An 18,564-nucleotide genomic window follows, 5' to 3' on the forward strand; every position below is an offset into this window, starting at 1 on the left:
GTCACAGGAAAGAGGGGTCAGTCGACTGCTTGTCCCATTATGACGCCAAATGAGGCGGCTGCGGGAGTTTGATGGGAGAAACGAACAACCGTTGCACCAGACGCTATGGGTACAATTCTGCATTGCATCGGTGTTTGACCCTTTAGGCTAACAGGCATGCTCCATTCAGCGCGGTCTTCCAGCTTCATCACGGCATCCTTCAGGTCCTGCCACAGAGGATTAGCCACGGATTTATCTTTCCAGAGTTGCACGGCGTCGGTTATGGTTACATCGGCAAAGCTGCTTTCACCATCAAACCCCCAAAGAGTATCATAGGCTTTGTTCGAGAAGGTAAGGATGCCGTCCTGTGAGAAAACGGCCAGAGCATCCTCGAACGTATCAACAAGGCTTTGTCCCAGTTCAAGCTCAGCGCGAAAATTTCGGGTGAGGGATACCTCGGCGCTGATATCCTCCATAAGAAAGGCGATTGCTCCATCAGGATGGGGTCGGCCTGTGACTCGGAATGTTTGGCCACCCTCCAGAGTCCAAGTCTCTTCAAACTGTCCGATTTCGGCTGCACTGATCAGATCCGCCATCCGTTGGCGCCAGGTTTTATAGTTTTTGGCTCAGGCATCCGGCGGTTCTCACGCATTGCATCAAAGAAAGAATCAATCGTTGGTCGCGGACTGAGGAATGACACTGACAGACTGGTGAGATCGACAAGAGCGGGATTGAACAGCGCAAGCTGACGGTCGCGATTGAAAATGGCCAGCCCGATTGAGAGATGTGCAAAAGTTTTTGCAAGCGTCTGAACGAAATCGCGCTGGGCCTCTTCAGCGCGGATAAGTTCTATGAGGGATGTCGCGTGATAGAATGTGCCATCCGACATCGGCTTCCGGGTCACGCTGAACCATTCGAAGATTTCGGGGCACTCAAGTGCAAGTTTAACGCGCTTTGTATCGCTGCCTCCAGCAATTGCAGGCAATTCGAATAAGTGGCCTGAGTGGTTATCAGAAGCTTTCGGTAATCTTTTTCTGAGTGCTGCATAGGCGTCATTATGCCAGACGAGGGCACCTGATTTGTCCAATTTCCAGACAGGGTAGGGCAGATGTTCGCTTACCTGTCTCAGGACCTTCAGCTCTTCAAGGTCCGGCGCAAGAACTGATTGTTCTTTTGCTCCGTGAAACAGAACTGTCGCCCCATTTTCATGCCAGATAATTTCAATATCGCTGCCATTCCCCTTAAGGACTAATTCCCCGCAGTCTTTGGCATGAGCCACCGGCGGGAAATCGGGGTAGTGCGGTACAAGTATATTATGCAGATCGGCCCAATTATGCGCGCCGATTGCGATGGGGAGGTTCGCGAGTGCACTGTCGGTTGCATGTTCGATAACGCCATCGCGGAAAAGGATTGCTGGCACATCTTTTTCCACCGGCTGGTCAGCTGGTTTTTGGGGCCTCAGAACCCACCAAATGCCAAGTGCGACAGTCGGCAGAACCACGGCAAAAATGAGAATCAGATCCGTCAAACGATACTCCGCATGCCCAAGTGGGCAAAATCACTCTGCATTAATTAGTCTTTATAAAGTGTTAATTCTGAGACCAATTTATGCCTCCGCAAAGCGGGCGTTCTGCCCTGAGGTCACTGCGTTCTCGCCCTCGCGGGCGTCAATCGTACTGCGCGGCCATCTCACCTCGACCACGGCACCGATATGAGCGCTTATATACCCCGCCTCGTCCGCTCCGTTGGCAAAGCGCAGACTGGCGCCAGAACGCTCCAGCAATGTCTTTGCAATGAAAAGACCAAGGCCCATGCCCTCATACTCGGGGCGCGACAAATCTTTTTTCCGATTTCGACGTTGGCCCATAAACGGGTCACCCAGACGGCCCAGAATTTGTGGCGGAAAGCCCTCACCATCATCGAGAATTCGCAGAGTAATGGTTTCGTCGGTCCATCTGGTTTCAATCCAAACGGTTGTCTTAGAAAAATCGACGGCGTTCTGTATCAAATTGCGGAGACCGTGTATGATCTCTGGCATGCGCAGGATCGCGGGCTGAGGTCCGGTTGGCGCATCTAGATCGTGCAGATTAATCACCACATCCTTGCCGCGTCCCATATGCGGCTCCGCAGCAGCCTCGACCACTGTAATGAGCGGGGCCTGACGCATGTGCAGATCGTCCTTTCCGGCACGGCCCATATCTCGCAAAATATCACGGCAGCGGTTTGTCTGTTCCACAATCAACTCTGCATCCTCGCGCAGCTCCGGCATATCGCGTAATTCCTGAACCAGTTCGGCACTCGCAAGTTTGATGGTCGCCAATGGGGTTCCCAACTCGTGCGCGGCAGCGGCAACAACACCGCCCAGATCGGTAAGCTTTTGCTCGCGTGCAAGGGCCATTTGGGTGGCCGCAAGTGCGTCTGACATCAGGTGGATCTCGGATGTGACCCGCCGCGAATAAGCAGATGTAAATACGACGGCGATGATCAACGCGATCCATTGTCCAAAAATGAACAGTTGTGGAATTTGCAGGACATCACCGGCACCGGTTCGCAACGGGAAATGATAAAAGGCGAGGACACTGACGCTCACGATTGCCATGCCGCATAGAACCATCGTGGCACGCAAACTCAGCGCTGTTGCCGAAATTGTCACAGGTCCTAAAAGCAACAGTGTGAAGGGATTGTTCAACCCGCCGGTCAAAAACAGCAACACACTCAGCTGTAGTAGGTCGAAAATAACCATCGCCATATTCTGGCGTTCGGAGAGACGCTTGTTTTCGGGAAAGACAAACCCGGCTACAAGGTTGAAAATCACCGAAACCCCGATCGCAAAATAGCACCAACCGAGTTCGAGCTGAATGCCGAACAGTTGGGGCGTGATAGTGACGGCTACGAATTGTCCCGAAATGGCGACCCAACGTAACAGGATCATCGTACGCAGACGGATCCAGTTGGCCCTTTTTCGCGCGCCCAAAGGGCGGATTGTTTGCTGCGGCATCTAGGCGCTCTCTCCGAGAAGTGACTTGCATTGCACCAGACCTAGCGTAGTTCTGGCCAAAATCATCATCAAGCGCGCCTAATGACGCGTCCTGTGCCCCCAAGGAGATACTCATGTTACGTATTGTTGCAATCGGTGCTGTTGTTATTGCGGGGGCCGGACTGCTGTCTATGGCTATCTACTCGGGGCGCAGCGATGACGCTCAATTCGCCTCATGTGGTGCTGCAAGCGTGGCTGGCGATTTAGGTGGCCCCTTCACATTGATCAATGGTGCGGGCCAGACGGTAACCAGCGCTGAAGTAATCACCGAGCCTACATTGATATATTTTGGCTACACCTATTGCCCTGACGTCTGCCCGCTTGATGTTGACCGCAATGCTGCTGCTATTGAAATACTCGAAGAGCGTGGGCAATCCGTGACGCCCGTATTCATCACTGTCGATCCCGCCCGCGATACCCCCGAGGTTGTCCGTGATTTCGCCGATGCAATGCACCCGCGTATGATCGGTCTGACCGGAAGTGATGCGCAAGTGGCGGAGGCAAGCAAGGCCTACCGCACTTACTTCAAAGCGCATCCGCCTGTTGACGGTGAATACCTCGTGGATCATTCAACCTTCAGCTACCTTGTGACACCGGAGCAAGGCTTTGTGGAGTTTTTCCGCCGCGAGCTGACGCCGGAACAGTTGGCAGACAAGATAGGTTGTTTTGTCGATGCCATTTGACCAGCGGCGCATATGCTCCATATTCAGGAACAAGTGCAGTAACCGTTTCTGATAAGGCGTCACACAATGCAAGAAGACATCAAGCCTGACCTTGGCCCCGACAAGACCCTTTTGCTTCTTGATGATGACGAGCCTTTTTTGCGCCGTCTTGCCAAGGCGATGGAGAAACGGGGCTTTGAGGTCGAGATGGCTGGTTCTGTGGCCGCAGGTTCTGCTATTGCTACGGCCCGTCCACCTGCCTATGCGGTTTGCGATTTGCGGCTTGAGGACGGTAACGGCTTAGACGTTGTCGAAATCCTGCGCGAAAAACGTCCCGATGCGAGGGTTGTGGTGCTGACAGGCTATGGCGCAATCGCAACTGCTGTCGCCGCAGTAAAAATCGGGGCGACAGATTATTTGTCAAAGCCAGCCGATGCGACCGACATTACGAATGCGCTGCTGGCAAAGGGCGACAACCTACCGCCGCCGCCGGAAAACCCTATGAGTGCCGACCGTGTGAGGTGGGAACATATTCAGCGTGTATACGAGTTGTGCGAGCGCAATGTGTCCGAAACCGCGCGGCGTTTAAACATGCACCGCCGCACGTTGCAGCGGATATTGGCAAAGCGTAGCCCGCGTTAGGCCGGAGTCTAACCAAACACTTCACACATCATATCTCTTGCTGATCTTGTTTACGATCTGGCCACTTTCGAGTGCGACACCCTCATCAATGGTCCATATGCGAAAGCCCCGGCTTTGATAGTAAGTTAGACCGCCTTCATTATCGGCGCGGATGGTTGCATTGATCCATTTATAACCGACCGCCTTTGCCGCCGCTGCTGTAGCGGTAAAGAGGGCTGAACCTATGCCAAGTCCTGTGCGTCCGATCTGAACAAAGCTCGCGATATCGCAAGCCTCCGGCGGCAGCTTTTCATGAGGAGATATCCACTGAAACCCTACCACCTGTTCTGTATCGTCGAGTGCGACATGCCAGGCTGAGGAGGTTTTGTTAATTGCCATCCATTCATTCAGGTCGTTCCCTGTGACAGGTCGGGTGAGGGCGGTCGTGCCGCCTTTTTCGATGATCTCATTCAACAGCTTTGCCATTGATCCGGCGTCAAGCGGCATCGCGGGGCGTACTTTGATCATGGCATCTGCCCCAGTAGGTATGCATGGCGCGCAGTGAAATCTGCACGTACCTCCACTGGGGGACGCAAAGTTATCCCAAGCCCCTCCTTGAGTGCGATATCAGGCTTGCCAAAAAAGCGGTCTGCCTCGGCCTCGTCGAACCCTGCAATCTGCACGGCCTCCATCCATGCGCTTACGCGGTCTGCTTTCTTGATTTGCTTTTTGATCGTTGCAGGTACCTTTGCGGGCAGCCCGAACCGTATATGAACCGCCGCCTCAAGGCGCTCGTCGAGCGCGCCATAATTGGGACCAACAGCGGCCTTCACCGGCGAGATCATATCACCGATCACATATTCCGGCGCATCGTGCAGCAGCGCAGCCAGCCGCCATTTTGCAGGTGCATTGGGCACGATACGGCCAAAAATGGTTTCAACCAAAATCGAATGTTCAGCCACGGAATATGCAAAATCCCCCTTGGTCTGCCCATTCCATCGCGCCACAAATGCAAGGCCGTGCGCAATGTCCTCTATCTCTATGTCGACGGGCGTAGGATCAAGAAGATCGAGCCTGCGACCCGATAACATGCGCTGCCATGCGCGGGGTTGGTGCGCCATCTTTGCCTCTTTCATTCGCCACTTCGGGTTTTGTTCCCAAAATAAACATTGGAACGCAATGCGCTCTGTTGCGGTTGATGCTGCAACAAGGAGATGAAGATGAAAACCACATTCACAGCATTTGCAGCGATTATCGCCATGACGACTACCGCCGCAGCGCAAGACGTTTGTATGAATGCCGCTGAGTTGCAATCCTCTCTTATAGACTGGTACGGGGAAAGTCCTGTTTCGGGACCTTCACGCGATAACACGCGTCTGTGGGTGTCTGATGCAAGCGGGTCGTGGACCCTGGTTCGTACTCTTTCTGACGGAAATGCTTGTGTAGAAGCGCAGGGCGGTAACTGGTCAGCTGGGATGGATCCCGAAGAAATGCTCGCCTCTATTCAGGCGCGCACCGACGGCTGAGGCAATTCGCCCCTGTAACCAACAAACGCCGCAGATTGCGAAAACCCGACCTTGGTGCTATGCGCGCTCCAACAGATACGAAGGAGCGCCACAATGGCCAATGACTATATCGTAAAAGACATCGACCTTGCAGCGTATGGCCGTAAGGAACTGGATATCGCAGAAACGGAAATGCCCGGCCTGATGGCGTTGCGCAGCGAATATGGCGCTGAAAAGCCGTTGAAGGGGGCACGGATTGTTGGATCGCTTCACATGACGATCCAGACCGCCGTCCTTATCGAAACGCTAGTAGAGCTTGGCGCCGATGTTCGCTGGGCTTCTTGCAACATCTTCTCCACGCAAGATCACGCCGCCGCAGCAATTGCTGCGGGTGGCACTCCTGTATTTGCTATCAAAGGTCAGTCGCTCGAAGAGCATTGGGACTATCTCGATAAATCTTTCATGTTCCCCGAAGGTCCGAACCTCATTCTGGATGATGGTGGCGACGCAACGCTCTACATCCTTCTGGGCGCACGAGCCGAGGCTGGCGAGGAGATCATCCCTGTTCCCACCTCCGACGAGGAGGTTGTGATCAAAGCTCAGATCAAAAAACGTATGGAAGCGACACCCGGCTGGTTTACCAAAATGCGTGATCAGATTGTCGGTGTATCTGAGGAGACCACTACTGGCGTTCACCGCCTGTATGATCTTTTCAAACAGGGACAGCTGCCGTTCCCCGCGATCAACGTGAATGATTCCGTAACCAAGTCAAAGTTCGATAATAAATACGGCTGCAAAGAGAGCCTGGTGGACGGTATTCGCCGCGCCACAGATACGATGATGGCGGGTAAGGTCGCGGTCGTTCTAGGCTATGGTGATGTGGGCAAAGGCTCTGCCGCGTCCCTTCAGGGGGCTGGTGCGCGCGTCAAGGTAACCGAAGTCGATCCTATTTGCGCGCTTCAGGCAGCTATGGACGGATTCGAGGTTGTTTTGCTGGAAGATGTTGTCGGTACTGCGGATATCTTTATCACGACAACCGGAAACAAGGATGTGATCCGGATCGAGCACATGCGCGAGATGAAGGATATGGCTATTGTCGGCAACATCGGCCATTTCGATAATGAAATTCAGGTCGCAGCCCTCAAGAACCATAAATGGACGAACATCAAAGAACAGGTGGATATGATCGAGATGCCATCCGGCAGCCGCCTGATCTTGCTCTCCGAGGGCCGCTTGCTGAACCTCGGTAATGCTACCGGTCACCCGTCGTTTGTGATGTCCGCATCCTTCACCAATCAAGTGTTGGCGCAGATGGAACTTTGGCTGCGCGGCGAACAGTACAAGAACGAGGTGTATATCCTGCCGAAGCATCTGGATGAAAAAGTTGCGCGCCTGCATCTCGACCGTATCGGTGTAAAGCTCAGCAAGCTCAACTCCGAGCAGGCCGCCTATATTGGTGTGCCGCCTGAAGGCCCATTCAAGCCCGAGCATTACCGCTATTAAGCGCGAATGAGCGAGCAAGATAAATATAAGCGCCGTCCGGTTTTCCACTGGGCGGCGCTGCTGCTTTTTATCCTTATCGGTGCAGGTTTTGGTACGTGGCAAGTGATGGTACATCCTGATACGCCGTTGTCACCAGAATGGAACCCGGTACAGCCTTTGGTCGTAAGTGATCCGGTAACATCATTGACCCGGTGGAAATTGAGAAGGGCGCTGGGCGATGATGCGGTGTGTCTTGCAGCGCTCGCGACAGGCGCACAGGCCGTGGTGAAGCCGGACTTCACCGAGAGTGAGCAATGCTTTATCGCGCCGCAGGTTACCTTAAGCGGCGTTGCGGGTGCCCTGGTTGCCCCAGTGAACACCCGCTGCCAGACAGCGCTCAGGCTGGCCATGTGGACGCAGCACGACCTTCAACCCGCCGCACGGGAGCTATTTGATCAAAGCCTTAAACAAATTGAACATTTTTCAAGCTATTCGTGCCGTCCGATAAGAACACCATTAGGTGGATCAGGTAGGATAAGCACCCACTCCACAGCAAACTCAATCGATATTAGTGGCTTTGTTCTCGCAGATGGGACCCGCCTTATTTTGTTGAGCGACTGGGAAGGCGCAGAGGTTAAAAGCAGCTTTCTCAGGCGTGCAAATATTACTGCCTGCAAATGGTTTCGCGTTACACTGGGTCCTGAGTATAACAATTTGCATGCTGATCACTTCCATCTCCAGCACACAGGTTTTGGCCTTTGCCGATGAAATCGGGGGGAAATAAGCCTGAAAAATCCCTTTTGCCCACCAAGTGTTTCAGTCTAGGGTTTTTAGGAGCGTCAGCAGTAAAGCTGACTTGGTCCAAAAAAAGGGGAGTATTTTATGGGCAAGCGGGATGAATGGATCGCGAAATACGCGGAAGATCTCAAAGGTAAATGCGGTGTAGAGCCTGACATGGCGTTGCTGACAAAAGTCACGATCGGTTGCGGTCCGTCAATTTATAATGCAGATGCGTCTACTGTTGCCGGAAGTCAGCCAGCAGAGTTGGAGACCGTAAAAAACAACTTCCTCGTCAAAAAGCTGGGGCTGCCGGACGGTCCCGACCTGATGGAAGCGATCAACAAAGTAATTGAGACATATGGTAAGTCCGAGCGCAACAAATACCGCGCAGTAATCTACTATATGCTGACAAAGCATTTTGGCAAAGAAGCCGTCTATAACTAAACCTGACACAGGTCTCGGTACAGGAAACTCCCGCTTGGTTAAGCGGGTGTTTCTTTTTTGAGTTGGATTTAACCCACTGCTTTCTTGCGAAAATTATCAGGGCGTTATATTCCATCTTCAACGGCCAGTACGGCCAGAACATATTTCGAATACGTGTGCCGGGGTTAAGGGAGCGCACGGGGTGAGAAAGGGTTCTGGCGGGGTGCCGGAACCCTTTTTTCATGCACGGTCTCGCTTAGGGCTCGGTCTTTCCGAGAGCACAGACAATTTTCCATTCGGCTTCCGTTACCGGCTGTACTGACAGCCGGGAGCTACGCACCAGCGCCATGTCGGATAGTCGATCTTCCGCCTTGACCGCCTCGAGCGTGACGGGAAGTACGAAGGGTCGCACGGCGCGGATGTCCACACATTCCCATCGCTGATCATCCGTGCTGCTGTCAGCGTGGGCCGACGTACAAACCTCCACGATACCGACGACCGCTTTTTCCTTTTGGGAATGATAGAAAAAGCCCAGATCGCCCACGGCCATCTCACGCATGAAATTTCTAGCCTGATAATTACGCACGCCGTCCCATTCTTCACCGGCATTGCCTTTGGCCACCTGATCGTCCCAGCCCCAAACAGAGGGCTCGGACTTAAAGAGCCAGTACCGCATCAGCCGATTACCTTTTTCCACTCGGTCAAGGTGACAGCGCTGAAAAGCCCTGCTTTTGCATAGGGATCATTTGCTGCCCAAGCTTCGGCAGCTGCCATGTCAGGCACATCGAGCACAATCATCGAACCGCACATGCCACCCTCCGCGTCAATCAACGGGCCTGCCAGATGCACGTGATCGGTACTTTTCAAATATTCCACATGCGCGGAACGGTTTTCCAATCGCACTTCCAGCGCGCCGGTTTTGTCATGGGCTATCAGGCATACAAGCATGTTATTCTTCTTTCAAAGGTCTGGTTAGGAGGCTGTGAACAGCCGCCTTCACATCTAACGATTTATCAAGTAGTCCGGCAACGGCCATCGTGATTGGCATATCAAGGCCAGCCTGTCTTGCGACTTGGGCCACCGCCTGCGCAGTCGCCGCGCCTTCGACTGTTGTACCGGCATCAAACACCTCTCCCCGTCCGAGGCTGAGCCCAAGGCGATAATTCCGCGATCCTTCAGAGGTGCAGGTTAGGGTGAGATCACCAAAGCCGGATAAGCCTGCAAGGGTGTCCGGATCCGCGCCACGATAGGCCGCCATCCGCTGCATTTCGGCGTAGCCGCGGGTCATCAATGCGGCACGAGCGCTCTCCCCCATGCCCGCACCCATTGCCGTGCCACAGGCAATCGCGACTACGTTCTTGAGTGCGCCGCCCAGTTCGGCCCCAACAGTATCCTTGGTCCTGTACAGGCGAAGCGCGGGAGTTGTGAGTTGCGCCTGCAAAGCCTTTGCAACCACTTCATCCGCCACCGCAAGCGTAAGTGCAGTGGGCAATCCGCGCGCGATATCGACGGCAAAGCTGGGGCCGGTCAAAATAGCAGCGTGAGCATCGGGCACTTCTTGGGCAATTATCTGAACTGGTCCCGCACCGGTACTCAGTTCGATCCCCTTACAGCAGGCGATCAACGATTTCCCAGCCAACATATAGGCGTGGGTTTTGATAAATCCGCGCAACTGTTGCATGGGCAGCGCAAGCAGGATCGTCTGCGCGGCAAGAGCCTGCGCCAGATCGCCCGTCACAGTCAAAGCATCGGGAAAACGACAATTCGGTAGCCGCGTTTTATTTTCGCGGTTGATTTGCATATCTGCGGGGTCACGGGCCCAGAGGGTGACCGGCCTCTGTCCCGAAAGGGCAATTGCAAGGGCCGTGCCGAATGCCCCGCCGCCCAGAACGGAAATGCTCATGCTTTTGCCCCTTTTTTGCCGCTCCCTAGCATTGCGGGGGCGGTTTGATCCAACGGCCAACGTGGGCGCGCGGACAACGCCATTCCATCAGGGTTGCGGGTTCCCATCTGCTCAAGCGCGGCATACGCGATCATCGCGGCATTATCTGTGCACAATGCAAGCGGTGGTGCGATGAAGGCGGCGCCGAATTCTGCCGCAATGGATTGTATTGCGCTGCGTATTGCCATGTTTGAGGCGACGCCGCCTGCAACGCAAATCGCCGGGGTGCTGGTGAGGGGGGTATAAATCGCCATGGCGCGACGGGTTTTTTCGGACAGGACGTCAACCACCGCCGCCTGAAATCCTGCTGCAAGGTCGGCCTGATCCTGTGATTTCAGTTTTGCCTCCACTAACAGGCTGTCGCGTTGACGCAGCACAGCGGTTTTTAAACCTGAAAACGACATATCACATCCGGCACGGTCCAAAAGGGGTCGGGGCAGTTTGAACCTGCTTGCATCGCCGTTGAAAGCACATGCCTCGATTGCCGGCCCTCCCGGCTGGGGGAGTGCGATGAGGCGCGCTACCTTGTCAAAGGCCTCGCCAGGGGCATCATCAATGGTGCCACCAAGGCGCTTAAATTCATCCGGTCCCGACACGATCAGAAACTGGCAGTGCCCTCCCGACACCAAAAGCATCAGATAGGGAAAAGCCACACCATGGGTCAACCGTGGCGTGAGCGCATGACCGGCAAGGTGGTTGACGCCATAGAGCGGCAGATCCCGCGCGAGCGCGATCCCCTTGGCGCACATAACGCCAGAGACAACACCGCCAATTAGACCCGGTCCCGCAGTGACCGCAACGGCATCGATATCTTCCAATCCCACACCGGCCTTATCCAGCGCCTGAACTACGCAAAGATCAAGCTTTTCAGCATGCGCGCGCGCTGCAATTTCAGGTACAACACCGCCGAAGTTCGCGTGCAGAGCGGTTTGGCCCATCACCACCGACGACATTACATCGGCGCTGCCTGCATGTCCGCGCAGAACTGCCGCGGCCGTATCATCACAGCTACTCTCGATTCCGAGGATGGTAAGGGAGGACATAAGCAGGGTAGTTTCCATTGCAACGCGGGTCTGCTGCAGGTAACACTTAGCCGTCCGGCAAACAATCCTGAGAGCGTTACACCGTCCATGGCAGTGCCCACCCTTTTGCTGACGCGGCCAAGCGGGGGATCGCATGGATTTGCAGCCGCTCTTGATCCGTCCGCACTGGCGCGGGTGCGGTTGCTGGTGGCACCACTTATGGAAATTACCGGAACGTTGGCAGCACTTGCGCCCCATGACGTCCAGGCTGCCATATTCACCTCTGCAAATGGTGTGGACTATGCGCCTGATGGCCGGGGGCGTCCGGCATTTTGTGTGGGGACCGTTACAACAGCCGAAGCCAAGCGCCGTGGATGGGATGCACAGCTGTCTGGCAAAAATGCGCATGAGTTAATTGCACGGCTGCGCGAGATGCGGCCAGTGATGCCTTTGGTGCATCTGGGCGGCGCCCATACAATCGGGGATATTGCCGAAACCCTCACAGCCGAGGGGATCACCACGAGACATATCGCGATCTACCAACAAACCTTGCTACCTCTGGATCCTGAGGCCATGGAGGCGCTTAAAGCACCTTGTATTGTGCCGGTATTTTCACTGCGAAGCGCCGCGCAATTGTCTTCTCAGGCCCAAGGTTTGCTTGAACATGCCCACATAATCGCGCTCAGCGATTCTGTCGCGTGCCCTTTTCACAATGAAAAAACTGCACAATGCCTTATATTACAATCACCGCAGGCGATATATATGCGTAAAGCGGTGGAAAACCTGTGCTGGAACCTCAGCCTGCCTTGAGGGGGGGGAGGATGCGCGCTAGGCTTTATAAAAGTCCGAATTCTGCGGGCATGAATCGAAAAAGGTGTTTGTCGTGGCGTCATCCAAGAAAACCGGACCTTCCAGCAGAAAATCTGTGAAGAACAAGGCAGAAGAAACAAAAATCGAGGATGCGGTTATTGTTGAGGCGGAAGTCTCAAAGCAGGCGCCTCTGGATACAAAGCCGGACGTCACCGGGGACCCTGCCACGGAGGCTGAAGATGTTGAGGTCGTCGAGCCTTCAGAGACGCATACTGAAGACGAGAAAACAGACGAGACAAAGCCCGAAGATATTCTGGCCGAAGAGCCGGAAGCCACACCGCGGAATGAGCACGAGGCGGTTCATCCGGCACCAGTTGTGGCCCGTCCGCCCGAGCAAAAGAGCATTTTCCTGCCGCTAGTTTTAGGCGGCATCGTTGCCGGCGTTGTTGGCTTTATGGCGTCTGAATTCGATGCGTTTGGCAAGGATGATGCCGCAATCACAAATAAACTGCGCAGCGATCTGAGCAGCCAGCAAGAGCGGATTGCCGCGCTGGAGAGTGCCGAGCCCCCCACTACCTCGATGGCCAGCGTTGATCTGACACCCATCGAGACGCAACTTAGTGACATTGAAGGCCGCTTGCTTGCCCTTGAGGAGCGCCCAGCTGTCGCGCCTTCCCAAGTTGGTGATACGGGTGCAGCGGAGGTTTATGCCGCCGAGCTTGAAGCGCTCAAGCAAGCCGCCGAAACCCAGCGCGGCGAGATTGCAGCGTTGTTAAGTAACGCTAAAACGGTGGAGCAAGCCACAGCTGATGCCGCCAGAATAGCAAGTGGTCAGACGGCAATTGCCAGCATTTTGTCGGCTATTGATGCGGGTCAACCTTTCGCGGATGCCGTTGCGACACTGAGCGCACTCGATATTGGCGAAATCGATCCTGCGCTTACAGCCAATGCAGACAGCGGTGTTGCCACACTAAGCGCACTGCAAAGCGAATTTCCTGATCAGGCGCGCACAGCATTGGCGGCAGCGCGCGCCAGTGGTGGCGAAGAAGGACAGCAAGGGATTGGCAGTTTCCTCAAACGCTCGCTCGGGGCACGCTCTGTCGTTCCGCGCGAGGGGAATGATCCCGACGCGGTGCTATCCCGTGCTGAAGCTGCGATAAAAACCGGTGATCTGGCGGTTACCCTGACTGAACTCGATGCCCTGCCCGAAGAAGCACAAGCCGCGATTGAAGGCTGGCGTACAGCGGCTGACGCCCGCCTTGCAACGCGCACTGCGGCAGATGCTTTGGCAAAACGCCTAACGGCAGACTAAGGAAAACAATATGCTCTGGTCCTTGATTAAAATCATCTTTTTCTTCTGTGTTGTTGGCGCACTTGCTTGGGGTGCAGGCTATTTGCTTCAGGCTGACGGCGGTCTTCAAGTCCGCGCCTTCGGCCAGGAGTTGAACCCTGGTCCGTTGGAATCCGTCCTTCTCCTTGTCCTTTTAGTGTTTGCAGTTTGGATCATCCTCAAGGTGCTGGCATTGCTGGTCGCGGTCTGGAAATTCCTCAACGGGGACGAAACGGCGCTATCGCGGTATTTCGATCGCAACCGCGAGCGTAGGGGGTTTGACGCCCTCTCCGAAGGGATGATGGCGCTCGCCAGTGGCGAGGGGCGCGTCGCCATGGCAAAAGCGGCCAAGGCCGAGAAGTACCTCAATAAGCCGGAACTAACCAACCTGCTCACTGCGCAGGCCGCCGAAATGGCGGGCGACACGCGAAAAGCAGAAGAAGCATACCGCAAGCTTATCGAGAACGAGCAAACCCGTTTCGTAGGGGTGCGGGGCATTATGAAGCAAAAATTGGCGGCTGGTGACAACGAGACCGCGCTGCAATTGGCGGAAAAGGCATTCGCACTTAAGCCAAAGCATGAAGAGACCGGCGATCTGCTGCTGCGCCTTCAGGCGGAAAAAGAAGACTGGACCGGTGCACGGAAAACCCTCAACACCAAGCTGCGCAACGGGCAGTTGCCGCGTGATGTTCATAAACGTCGCGATGCTGTTCTTGCCCTCTCTGAAGCGAAAGTCATCATCGACGATTCAAGCTCAATCGAAGCGCGTGAAACAGCTATCGAAGCAAACCGTATGTCGCCTGATCTGATCCCTGCCGCCGTGATGGCTGCTCATGGTTACATAGCGCAGAACAAGCCACGGTATGCCACTCGTGTTCTGAAAAAGGCATGGGAGGCGCGGCCCCATCCAGATTTGGCTGCTGCCTTTGCAGCCATTGCGCCAGACGAGGCACCTCCCGCACGGATCAAGCGGTTTGCTGCTTTGACAAAAATTAATCCTACCCACCCTGAGACGCGCATGCTGCTATCCGAGTTGCACATCGCAAACGAGGATTTCCCTGAAGCGCGCCGCGCGCTTGGTGATCTGGTCGAGACAGATCCAGATGCACGTTCCGTGACGCTGATGGCGGTGATCGAGCGCGGCGAAGGGGCCTCCGATACTGTTGTAAAAGGATGGCTCGCGCGTGCGATTGCCGTGCCACGTGGACCACAGTGGATCTGCGATAACTGTCAGCACATCCATAATGAATGGAAGCCGATCTGCGAAAACTGCTCCAGCTTTGATACGCTCGAGTGGAAGCGCCCCCCATTGTCCGAAGTCGCTACACCGACAGGCGTGCAGATGCTGCCACTGATTGTTGGTGCGCTCGGGGATAGCTCGGGGGCGGACGGTGTCCCCCCTGTGGCCGAGGATGTGACAATAGAAGATGCTCAAATCATCGACGATGAGGTCGCACCAGAGGCTGGGAATGATCGGGATACCAGATAACTTCGCGGTTGTGTCGGCTCTGAAGCGAGCTTCAGATGTCTGATACCTTCTGTATTTATGTGCGTAACATGTCATGCGATGCCTGTGCCGCGCGTGCTCAAAAAGCACTGGATGACGTCGAGGGCGTCGAGGGGGCATCCGTCACATTTACCGATAAGACAGCCTGGTTTTCTGTAAATTCTGCTAAGGCGCTCAAGGATGCCTTTGCTGCGCTTGAGAAGGCCGGATATCCGGGTGATTTGAAAGAAGACGAAGCAGCAAGCGCACGGCGCGATGCGAAGGAGAACGATGCCACCTCGCTGCGCCGTGCGACACTTATTGCCACCGTACTTTCGCTTCCCGTGATTGTCATTGAGACTGGAAGCTATTTTTTTCCTGCAATGAAGGCTGCGATCGACAACGGTATCGGAATCGAAACATCGTGGCAGCTGCAATCTGTGCTCTCAGCGATTGTATTAATGGGTCCGGGCCTGCGTTTTTTCCGCCGTGGTATCACGGCCCTACTAATGCTTGCGCCTGATGTGAATACGCTTATAGCGCTGGCAGCCGGCGGTGCTTATCTCTATTCCGCTGCCGTCTTGGCTGCGCCTGACTTGTTTCCAGATCAATTGCGTGCGGTTTATTTTGGAACAGCCTGTGCTGTTATCGTGCTCACGCTGGCAAGGCGCTGGCTGAGGGCGCGGTCAAAATCCCGCGCTGAAGCTGCGGTCGGCAATTAGTCCTGTCGGGCTCTTACCATGATTGTAGCGCGGCAAGAGGTTAACCTAATCGGGGGACATGCCTGCTGCTGCGCAATGATAATCAGCACTGCTCCATTCGGACGTATGTACGCTGCGTAGCTAAAGGCAGGAATCACCGAAGGTGGATATCGCTGACAGCCTAGTTAGGGTTGGGAAAAGGTTAAAAGCAGCTGCATATTACAGCTCTTTTATGGCGCGACCTGACGAAAGTGACGGTAGCTCTGTTTCGGGGAATGGCTTGTTGTGACGCTGATTTAGCGCTTTCCAGTGTGTTATCCCTTCAGGATCAAATCAGCGGGGCCGTTCCATAGTTTTGCGACTTCACCTAATGTAAAGCCGTGACTGAGATGCGGTTGTGAAATCAATGTTCATCCATGTCCTTTCTGGCGACGATGCCGCTGGTATCTAGCTTCCGCAGCGTCCTCAATTCACCAAATTATTATCGATTTTCGAAACAATAGCCATCGCTGTGACAGCAGCGTAGCGCATGTGCAGTGCTCCTTTTTGGGGATATGACGCCGCTCAGGCGCCCGCCGATACACCCGCGACGGTAAGAATTTGGCAACCAAAACTCAACGATTTGCAAATGTATTGTCGCCATAACGCGAACAATCCAAGCCCGCCCTCCGAAAGAGAGGATGCCAGTGACAGGGCTGTTAATTGTATTTGGAGTATCCAATATGCCCAGAGGTATCACCACAAATGGCAATGATCGTATTACAGGCACAGACCGGAATGAAAGATTGGAAGGCGCGAATGGTAACGATACACTGATCGGTGGAGGCGGTGCAGACACGCTGGTTGGCGACGATGGCAACGACCGTCTGATCGCAGCGAATGCCAAGGGGATTACGGGCCTGCGCGGGGGCGCTGGTGAAGATTACCTGTATGCCAGCATCCCAGGCAGCGGGCAGGTGCATATGTTCGGTGGGGACGGCGACGACACGCTTATTATGGATCTTAGCAAAGGGCCCGACAGATTTATCCGGGGTGAGCAGGCGAGGTATACCGGCCATCACGCTTATGGGGATGGGGGCGCGGATACATTCGCCTTTGTTAACGCAAGCGAGGCCAGCGGCGTTATTATCGGGCGCATAGATGATTTCAACGCTTCAGAAGACGTGCTGATGCTCGACGATGACGTGCTTGATCTGCACAATCCGCCAGATGACGTGCACCTGTTCGCCTTCAAAGACCAACAATGGATGCAGATTGGCGATAATGCTTACTTTGCACTGGAAGGTGCGCGCGAAGGGGGAGCTGAGCGGCATTTCCTAAGTGCAAGGGATCTTCAAGCGATGCTGCGGGCCAGTCAGGACCCTGACGCCAGTGTCAGGTTCATAGATCAGGTAAACGAAGTGCCCGCCAATTTGATCTCGCAATGGGCCAATTTCGACACGATACGTGGCATGGGGGACAGTGACAAAGAGGCAGATTTTTTTGGCTCGGCCGGAAATGACGCTGTCTATGATACCCGCGTTCGTAGCGCATCGATACCAGAGGATGTCACAAACAACCGGTTTGAGGGACTTGACGGTAACGACCTGATCAACGCAGGCAAGGGTTACGACACGCTATCAGGCGGTGCAGGCAGTGATAGTCTTGCAGGTGGGCTCGACGATGACCTGCTGATTGGCGGCACGGGCAACGACTTCCTTTTCGGCGGAAGCGAAAATGACACGATGCAAGGCGATTCAGGCGAAGATATGCTGGCAGGCGGCAGTGGCGAGGATTGGCTGGACGGCGGACAAGGTCATGACACACTACGCGGACAATCTGGGCGCGACACGCTGTTTGGTGGTGCGGGGCACGACCGGATGAGTGGGGGCGACGCCGCAGACCACCTTAGCGGCGACAGCGGAAACGACCGTATCTATGCCTCGGTCGGCAACGATCTGCTGCGCGGTGGAAGTGGTCGTGATACCCTTTGGGCGGGCACAGGTGATGATAGGCTCCACGGAGGCGGTTGGAATGATCGCATACACGGGCAACGTGGCGATGATACACTGACAGGTGGTCAAGGCAATGATGCGCTCTTCGGTGGCGCCGGCGACGATTGGATTCACGGCGGAAAGGATCAAGACCTGACGTGGGGCGGCACGGGTAAGGACATCTTCGCCTATTCCGATGAGGACTTGTTAAACTGGGTCGATCTTCAGGGTGATGCCGACATGCGCGCCCGTCAGATTGACCGAATTGAGGACTTTGAGATCGGAGAGGACAAAATTCTGCTATCAGGGTTTTCTCACACCGATGACATATCCGACCTAAACGCTACCTCTCTTGTACTTGACGGTAAAAGCTATGGCATGTTGTCTATTGAAGAGACTAATCAGCGCAGCCTTGTACAGCTTCAAAGGGAGGAAGACCTCGAAGAGCTAATGGATGACGATAATTTCGTCTTCTCCTAAAAATTCGAGATCCGCCCGCCTGACTTTTATTACAATCCTACGATAAGTGTCTCGCGGCTGCCCCGCCGATCTTGCCCGCCACACCTCTTGTGACCCAGTGGGTCCAGTGACTTTGGTCATGCGGGCTGCACTCTGCAACTAGACGCATCAGATAAAGTCAGTTTAATTGCTACCCGGATTTATACGACTGCCGCCGAAGAAGGTTGGTGATATGTTCATTATCTGCGCTAATTCTACCATGAACGCAGCCTAGGCCTAGCATTGGAAAAGGGACACAGCGCAGGGAGGTGATCCTGATAATCGGAAATTTCCTTAACCGATGAAAGCGCAA

At 54.7% G+C, this 18,564-nt stretch carries 20 protein-coding genes; 11 read left to right on the top strand and 9 right to left on the bottom strand.

Going from position 1 to position 18,564, the window contains the following annotated elements; genetic code table 11:
- Positions 1-17 precede the first annotated feature (17 nt).
- From C8N30_RS07945 to regB, 3 genes are all read right to left on the bottom strand, one after another.
- The gene (locus C8N30_RS07945) at positions 18-575 is read right to left on the bottom strand and encodes a hypothetical protein (protein ID WP_051567243.1); all 558 of its coding nucleotides are present in this window, start codon (positions 573-575) and stop codon (positions 18-20) included.
- Entirely contained in the window at positions 563-1,507 is a 945-nt protein-coding gene (locus C8N30_RS07950; RefSeq protein WP_051567244.1) for a hypothetical protein, read from the bottom strand. Before C8N30_RS07950 ends, C8N30_RS07945 begins: the two co-directional genes overlap by 13 nt.
- Before the next feature lie 78 nt (positions 1,508-1,585).
- Complete coding sequence (regB, locus tag C8N30_RS07955; protein WP_025063975.1) at positions 1,586-2,977, bottom strand: sensor histidine kinase RegB; 1,392 nt, start codon at positions 2,975-2,977, stop codon at positions 1,586-1,588.
- A gap of 113 nt (positions 2,978-3,090) precedes the next feature.
- On the opposite strand from regB, the gene C8N30_RS07960 reads away from it, so the two are divergent.
- Together C8N30_RS07960 and C8N30_RS07965 are read left to right on the top strand one after the other, a co-directional pair.
- Positions 3,091-3,699, top strand: a complete 609-nt coding sequence (locus C8N30_RS07960; protein ID WP_025063976.1) for an SCO family protein — start codon at positions 3,091-3,093, stop codon at positions 3,697-3,699.
- Positions 3,700-3,765: 66 nt separating this feature from the next.
- The gene (locus tag C8N30_RS07965) at positions 3,766-4,320 is read left to right on the top strand and encodes an ActR/PrrA/RegA family redox response regulator transcription factor (protein WP_025063977.1); all 555 of its coding nucleotides are present in this window, start codon (positions 3,766-3,768) and stop codon (positions 4,318-4,320) included.
- Positions 4,321-4,341: 21 nt separating this feature from the next.
- Here the strand turns inward: C8N30_RS07965 and C8N30_RS07970 are convergent, their stop codons facing one another.
- Both C8N30_RS07970 and C8N30_RS07975 read right to left on the bottom strand, forming a co-directional pair.
- Positions 4,342-4,827 carry a GNAT family N-acetyltransferase gene (locus tag C8N30_RS07970; protein WP_025063978.1) on the bottom strand — a complete coding sequence of 162 codons (486 nt, stop codon included), beginning with the start codon at positions 4,825-4,827 and terminating at the stop codon, positions 4,342-4,344.
- Positions 4,824-5,420 carry an HD domain-containing protein gene (locus C8N30_RS07975; RefSeq protein WP_025063979.1) on the bottom strand — a complete coding sequence of 199 codons (597 nt, stop codon included), beginning with the start codon at positions 5,418-5,420 and terminating at the stop codon, positions 4,824-4,826. Before C8N30_RS07975 ends, C8N30_RS07970 begins: the two co-directional genes overlap by 4 nt.
- A 99-nt stretch (positions 5,421-5,519) precedes the next feature.
- Between C8N30_RS07975 and C8N30_RS07980 the strand changes: the two genes are divergently transcribed.
- The 4 genes from C8N30_RS07980 (at position 5,520) to C8N30_RS07995 (ending at position 8,510) form a co-directional block, all read left to right on the top strand.
- Positions 5,520-5,825 (top strand): hypothetical protein, encoded by a 306-nt coding sequence (locus tag C8N30_RS07980; protein ID WP_084273626.1) that lies wholly within the window; start codon positions 5,520-5,522, stop codon positions 5,823-5,825.
- 93 nt (positions 5,826-5,918) lie between these two features.
- Positions 5,919-7,307, top strand: coding sequence for an adenosylhomocysteinase (gene ahcY / locus C8N30_RS07985; RefSeq protein WP_025063981.1), 1,389 nt, complete (start codon positions 5,919-5,921; stop codon positions 7,305-7,307).
- 6 nt (positions 7,308-7,313) lie between these two features.
- Positions 7,314-8,054, top strand: a complete 741-nt coding sequence (locus C8N30_RS07990) for an extensin-like domain-containing protein (RefSeq protein WP_025063982.1) — start codon at positions 7,314-7,316, stop codon at positions 8,052-8,054.
- Between the two features lie 114 nt (positions 8,055-8,168).
- A complete protein-coding gene (locus C8N30_RS07995; protein WP_025063983.1) occupies positions 8,169-8,510 on the top strand; it encodes a DUF2853 family protein in 342 nt (113 codons plus the stop codon).
- Between the two features lie 235 nt (positions 8,511-8,745).
- Here the strand turns inward: C8N30_RS07995 and C8N30_RS08000 are convergent, their stop codons facing one another.
- From C8N30_RS08000 to tsaD, 4 genes are read right to left on the bottom strand one after another with little or no spacing between them, the layout of a single operon-like run.
- Positions 8,746-9,165, bottom strand: a complete 420-nt coding sequence (locus C8N30_RS08000; protein WP_025063984.1) for an EVE domain-containing protein — start codon at positions 9,163-9,165, stop codon at positions 8,746-8,748.
- On the bottom strand, positions 9,165-9,437 hold the full coding sequence (locus tag C8N30_RS08005) for a YciI family protein (protein ID WP_025063985.1): 273 nt from the start codon (positions 9,435-9,437) through the stop codon (positions 9,165-9,167). Before C8N30_RS08005 ends, C8N30_RS08000 begins: the two co-directional genes overlap by 1 nt.
- A gap of 1 nt (position 9,438) precedes the next feature.
- Positions 9,439-10,392 carry an NAD(P)H-dependent glycerol-3-phosphate dehydrogenase gene (locus tag C8N30_RS08010; RefSeq protein ID WP_025063986.1) on the bottom strand — a complete coding sequence of 318 codons (954 nt, stop codon included), beginning with the start codon at positions 10,390-10,392 and terminating at the stop codon, positions 9,439-9,441.
- Positions 10,389-11,492, bottom strand: coding sequence for a tRNA (adenosine(37)-N6)-threonylcarbamoyltransferase complex transferase subunit TsaD (gene tsaD / locus C8N30_RS08015; RefSeq protein ID WP_025063987.1), 1,104 nt, complete (start codon positions 11,490-11,492; stop codon positions 10,389-10,391). The genes C8N30_RS08010 and tsaD overlap by 4 nt, the downstream gene beginning before the upstream one ends.
- Positions 11,493-11,561: 69 nt before the next feature.
- Between tsaD and C8N30_RS08020 the strand changes: the two genes are divergently transcribed.
- The 5 genes from C8N30_RS08020 to C8N30_RS08040 all read left to right on the top strand — a co-directional run bounded on the left by C8N30_RS08020 (position 11,562) and on the right by C8N30_RS08040 (position 18,233).
- Complete coding sequence (locus C8N30_RS08020; protein WP_025063988.1) at positions 11,562-12,263, top strand: uroporphyrinogen-III synthase; 702 nt, start codon at positions 11,562-11,564, stop codon at positions 12,261-12,263.
- A gap of 115 nt (positions 12,264-12,378) precedes the next feature.
- Positions 12,379-13,575 (top strand): COG4223 family protein, encoded by a 1,197-nt coding sequence (locus tag C8N30_RS08025; protein ID WP_025063989.1) that lies wholly within the window; start codon positions 12,379-12,381, stop codon positions 13,573-13,575.
- A 10-nt stretch (positions 13,576-13,585) separates the two neighbouring features.
- Positions 13,586-15,082 (top strand): heme biosynthesis protein HemY, encoded by a 1,497-nt coding sequence (locus C8N30_RS08030; RefSeq protein WP_025063990.1) that lies wholly within the window; start codon positions 13,586-13,588, stop codon positions 15,080-15,082.
- Positions 15,083-15,117: 35 nt separating this feature from the next.
- Positions 15,118-15,801, top strand: coding sequence for a cation transporter (locus C8N30_RS08035; RefSeq protein WP_025063991.1), 684 nt, complete (start codon positions 15,118-15,120; stop codon positions 15,799-15,801).
- 701 nt (positions 15,802-16,502) lie between these two features.
- Positions 16,503-18,233 (top strand): calcium-binding protein, encoded by a 1,731-nt coding sequence (locus tag C8N30_RS08040; RefSeq protein ID WP_037968034.1) that lies wholly within the window; start codon positions 16,503-16,505, stop codon positions 18,231-18,233.
- The last annotated feature ends 331 nt before the right edge of the window (positions 18,234-18,564 follow it).

Source organism: Sulfitobacter guttiformis (assembly GCF_003610455.1).
Classification (GTDB): Bacteria; Pseudomonadota; Alphaproteobacteria; order Rhodobacterales; family Rhodobacteraceae; genus Sulfitobacter; species Sulfitobacter guttiformis.

Bases quoted from the DNA above. Each gene is read 5' to 3' on its own strand.
- C8N30_RS07945 (WP_051567243.1), bottom strand. From the start codon at position 575: ATGGCGGATCTGATCAGTGCAGCCGAAATCGGACAGTTTGAAGAGACT.
- regB (WP_025063975.1), bottom strand. From the start codon at position 2,977: ATGCCGCAGCAAACAATCCGCCCTTTGGGCGCGCGAAAAAGGGCCAAC.
- C8N30_RS07960 (WP_025063976.1), top strand. From the start codon at position 3,091: ATGTTACGTATTGTTGCAATCGGTGCTGTTGTTATTGCGGGGGCCGGA.
- C8N30_RS07965 (WP_025063977.1), top strand. From the start codon at position 3,766: ATGCAAGAAGACATCAAGCCTGACCTTGGCCCCGACAAGACCCTTTTG.
- C8N30_RS07970 (WP_025063978.1), bottom strand. From the start codon at position 4,827: ATGATCAAAGTACGCCCCGCGATGCCGCTTGACGCCGGATCAATGGCA.
- C8N30_RS07975 (WP_025063979.1), bottom strand. From the start codon at position 5,420: ATGGCGCACCAACCCCGCGCATGGCAGCGCATGTTATCGGGTCGCAGG.
- C8N30_RS07980 (WP_084273626.1), top strand. From the start codon at position 5,520: ATGAAAACCACATTCACAGCATTTGCAGCGATTATCGCCATGACGACT.
- ahcY (WP_025063981.1), top strand. From the start codon at position 5,919: ATGGCCAATGACTATATCGTAAAAGACATCGACCTTGCAGCGTATGGC.
- C8N30_RS07990 (WP_025063982.1), top strand. From the start codon at position 7,314: ATGAGCGAGCAAGATAAATATAAGCGCCGTCCGGTTTTCCACTGGGCG.
- C8N30_RS07995 (WP_025063983.1), top strand. From the start codon at position 8,169: ATGGGCAAGCGGGATGAATGGATCGCGAAATACGCGGAAGATCTCAAA.
- C8N30_RS08000 (WP_025063984.1), bottom strand. From the start codon at position 9,165: ATGCGGTACTGGCTCTTTAAGTCCGAGCCCTCTGTTTGGGGCTGGGAC.
- C8N30_RS08005 (WP_025063985.1), bottom strand. From the start codon at position 9,437: ATGCTTGTATGCCTGATAGCCCATGACAAAACCGGCGCGCTGGAAGTG.
- C8N30_RS08010 (WP_025063986.1), bottom strand. From the start codon at position 10,392: ATGAGCATTTCCGTTCTGGGCGGCGGGGCATTCGGCACGGCCCTTGCA.
- tsaD (WP_025063987.1), bottom strand. From the start codon at position 11,492: ATGGAAACTACCCTGCTTATGTCCTCCCTTACCATCCTCGGAATCGAG.
- C8N30_RS08020 (WP_025063988.1), top strand. From the start codon at position 11,562: ATGGCAGTGCCCACCCTTTTGCTGACGCGGCCAAGCGGGGGATCGCAT.
- C8N30_RS08030 (WP_025063990.1), top strand. From the start codon at position 13,586: ATGCTCTGGTCCTTGATTAAAATCATCTTTTTCTTCTGTGTTGTTGGC.
- C8N30_RS08035 (WP_025063991.1), top strand. From the start codon at position 15,118: ATGTCTGATACCTTCTGTATTTATGTGCGTAACATGTCATGCGATGCC.
- C8N30_RS08040 (WP_037968034.1), top strand. From the start codon at position 16,503: ATGCCCAGAGGTATCACCACAAATGGCAATGATCGTATTACAGGCACA.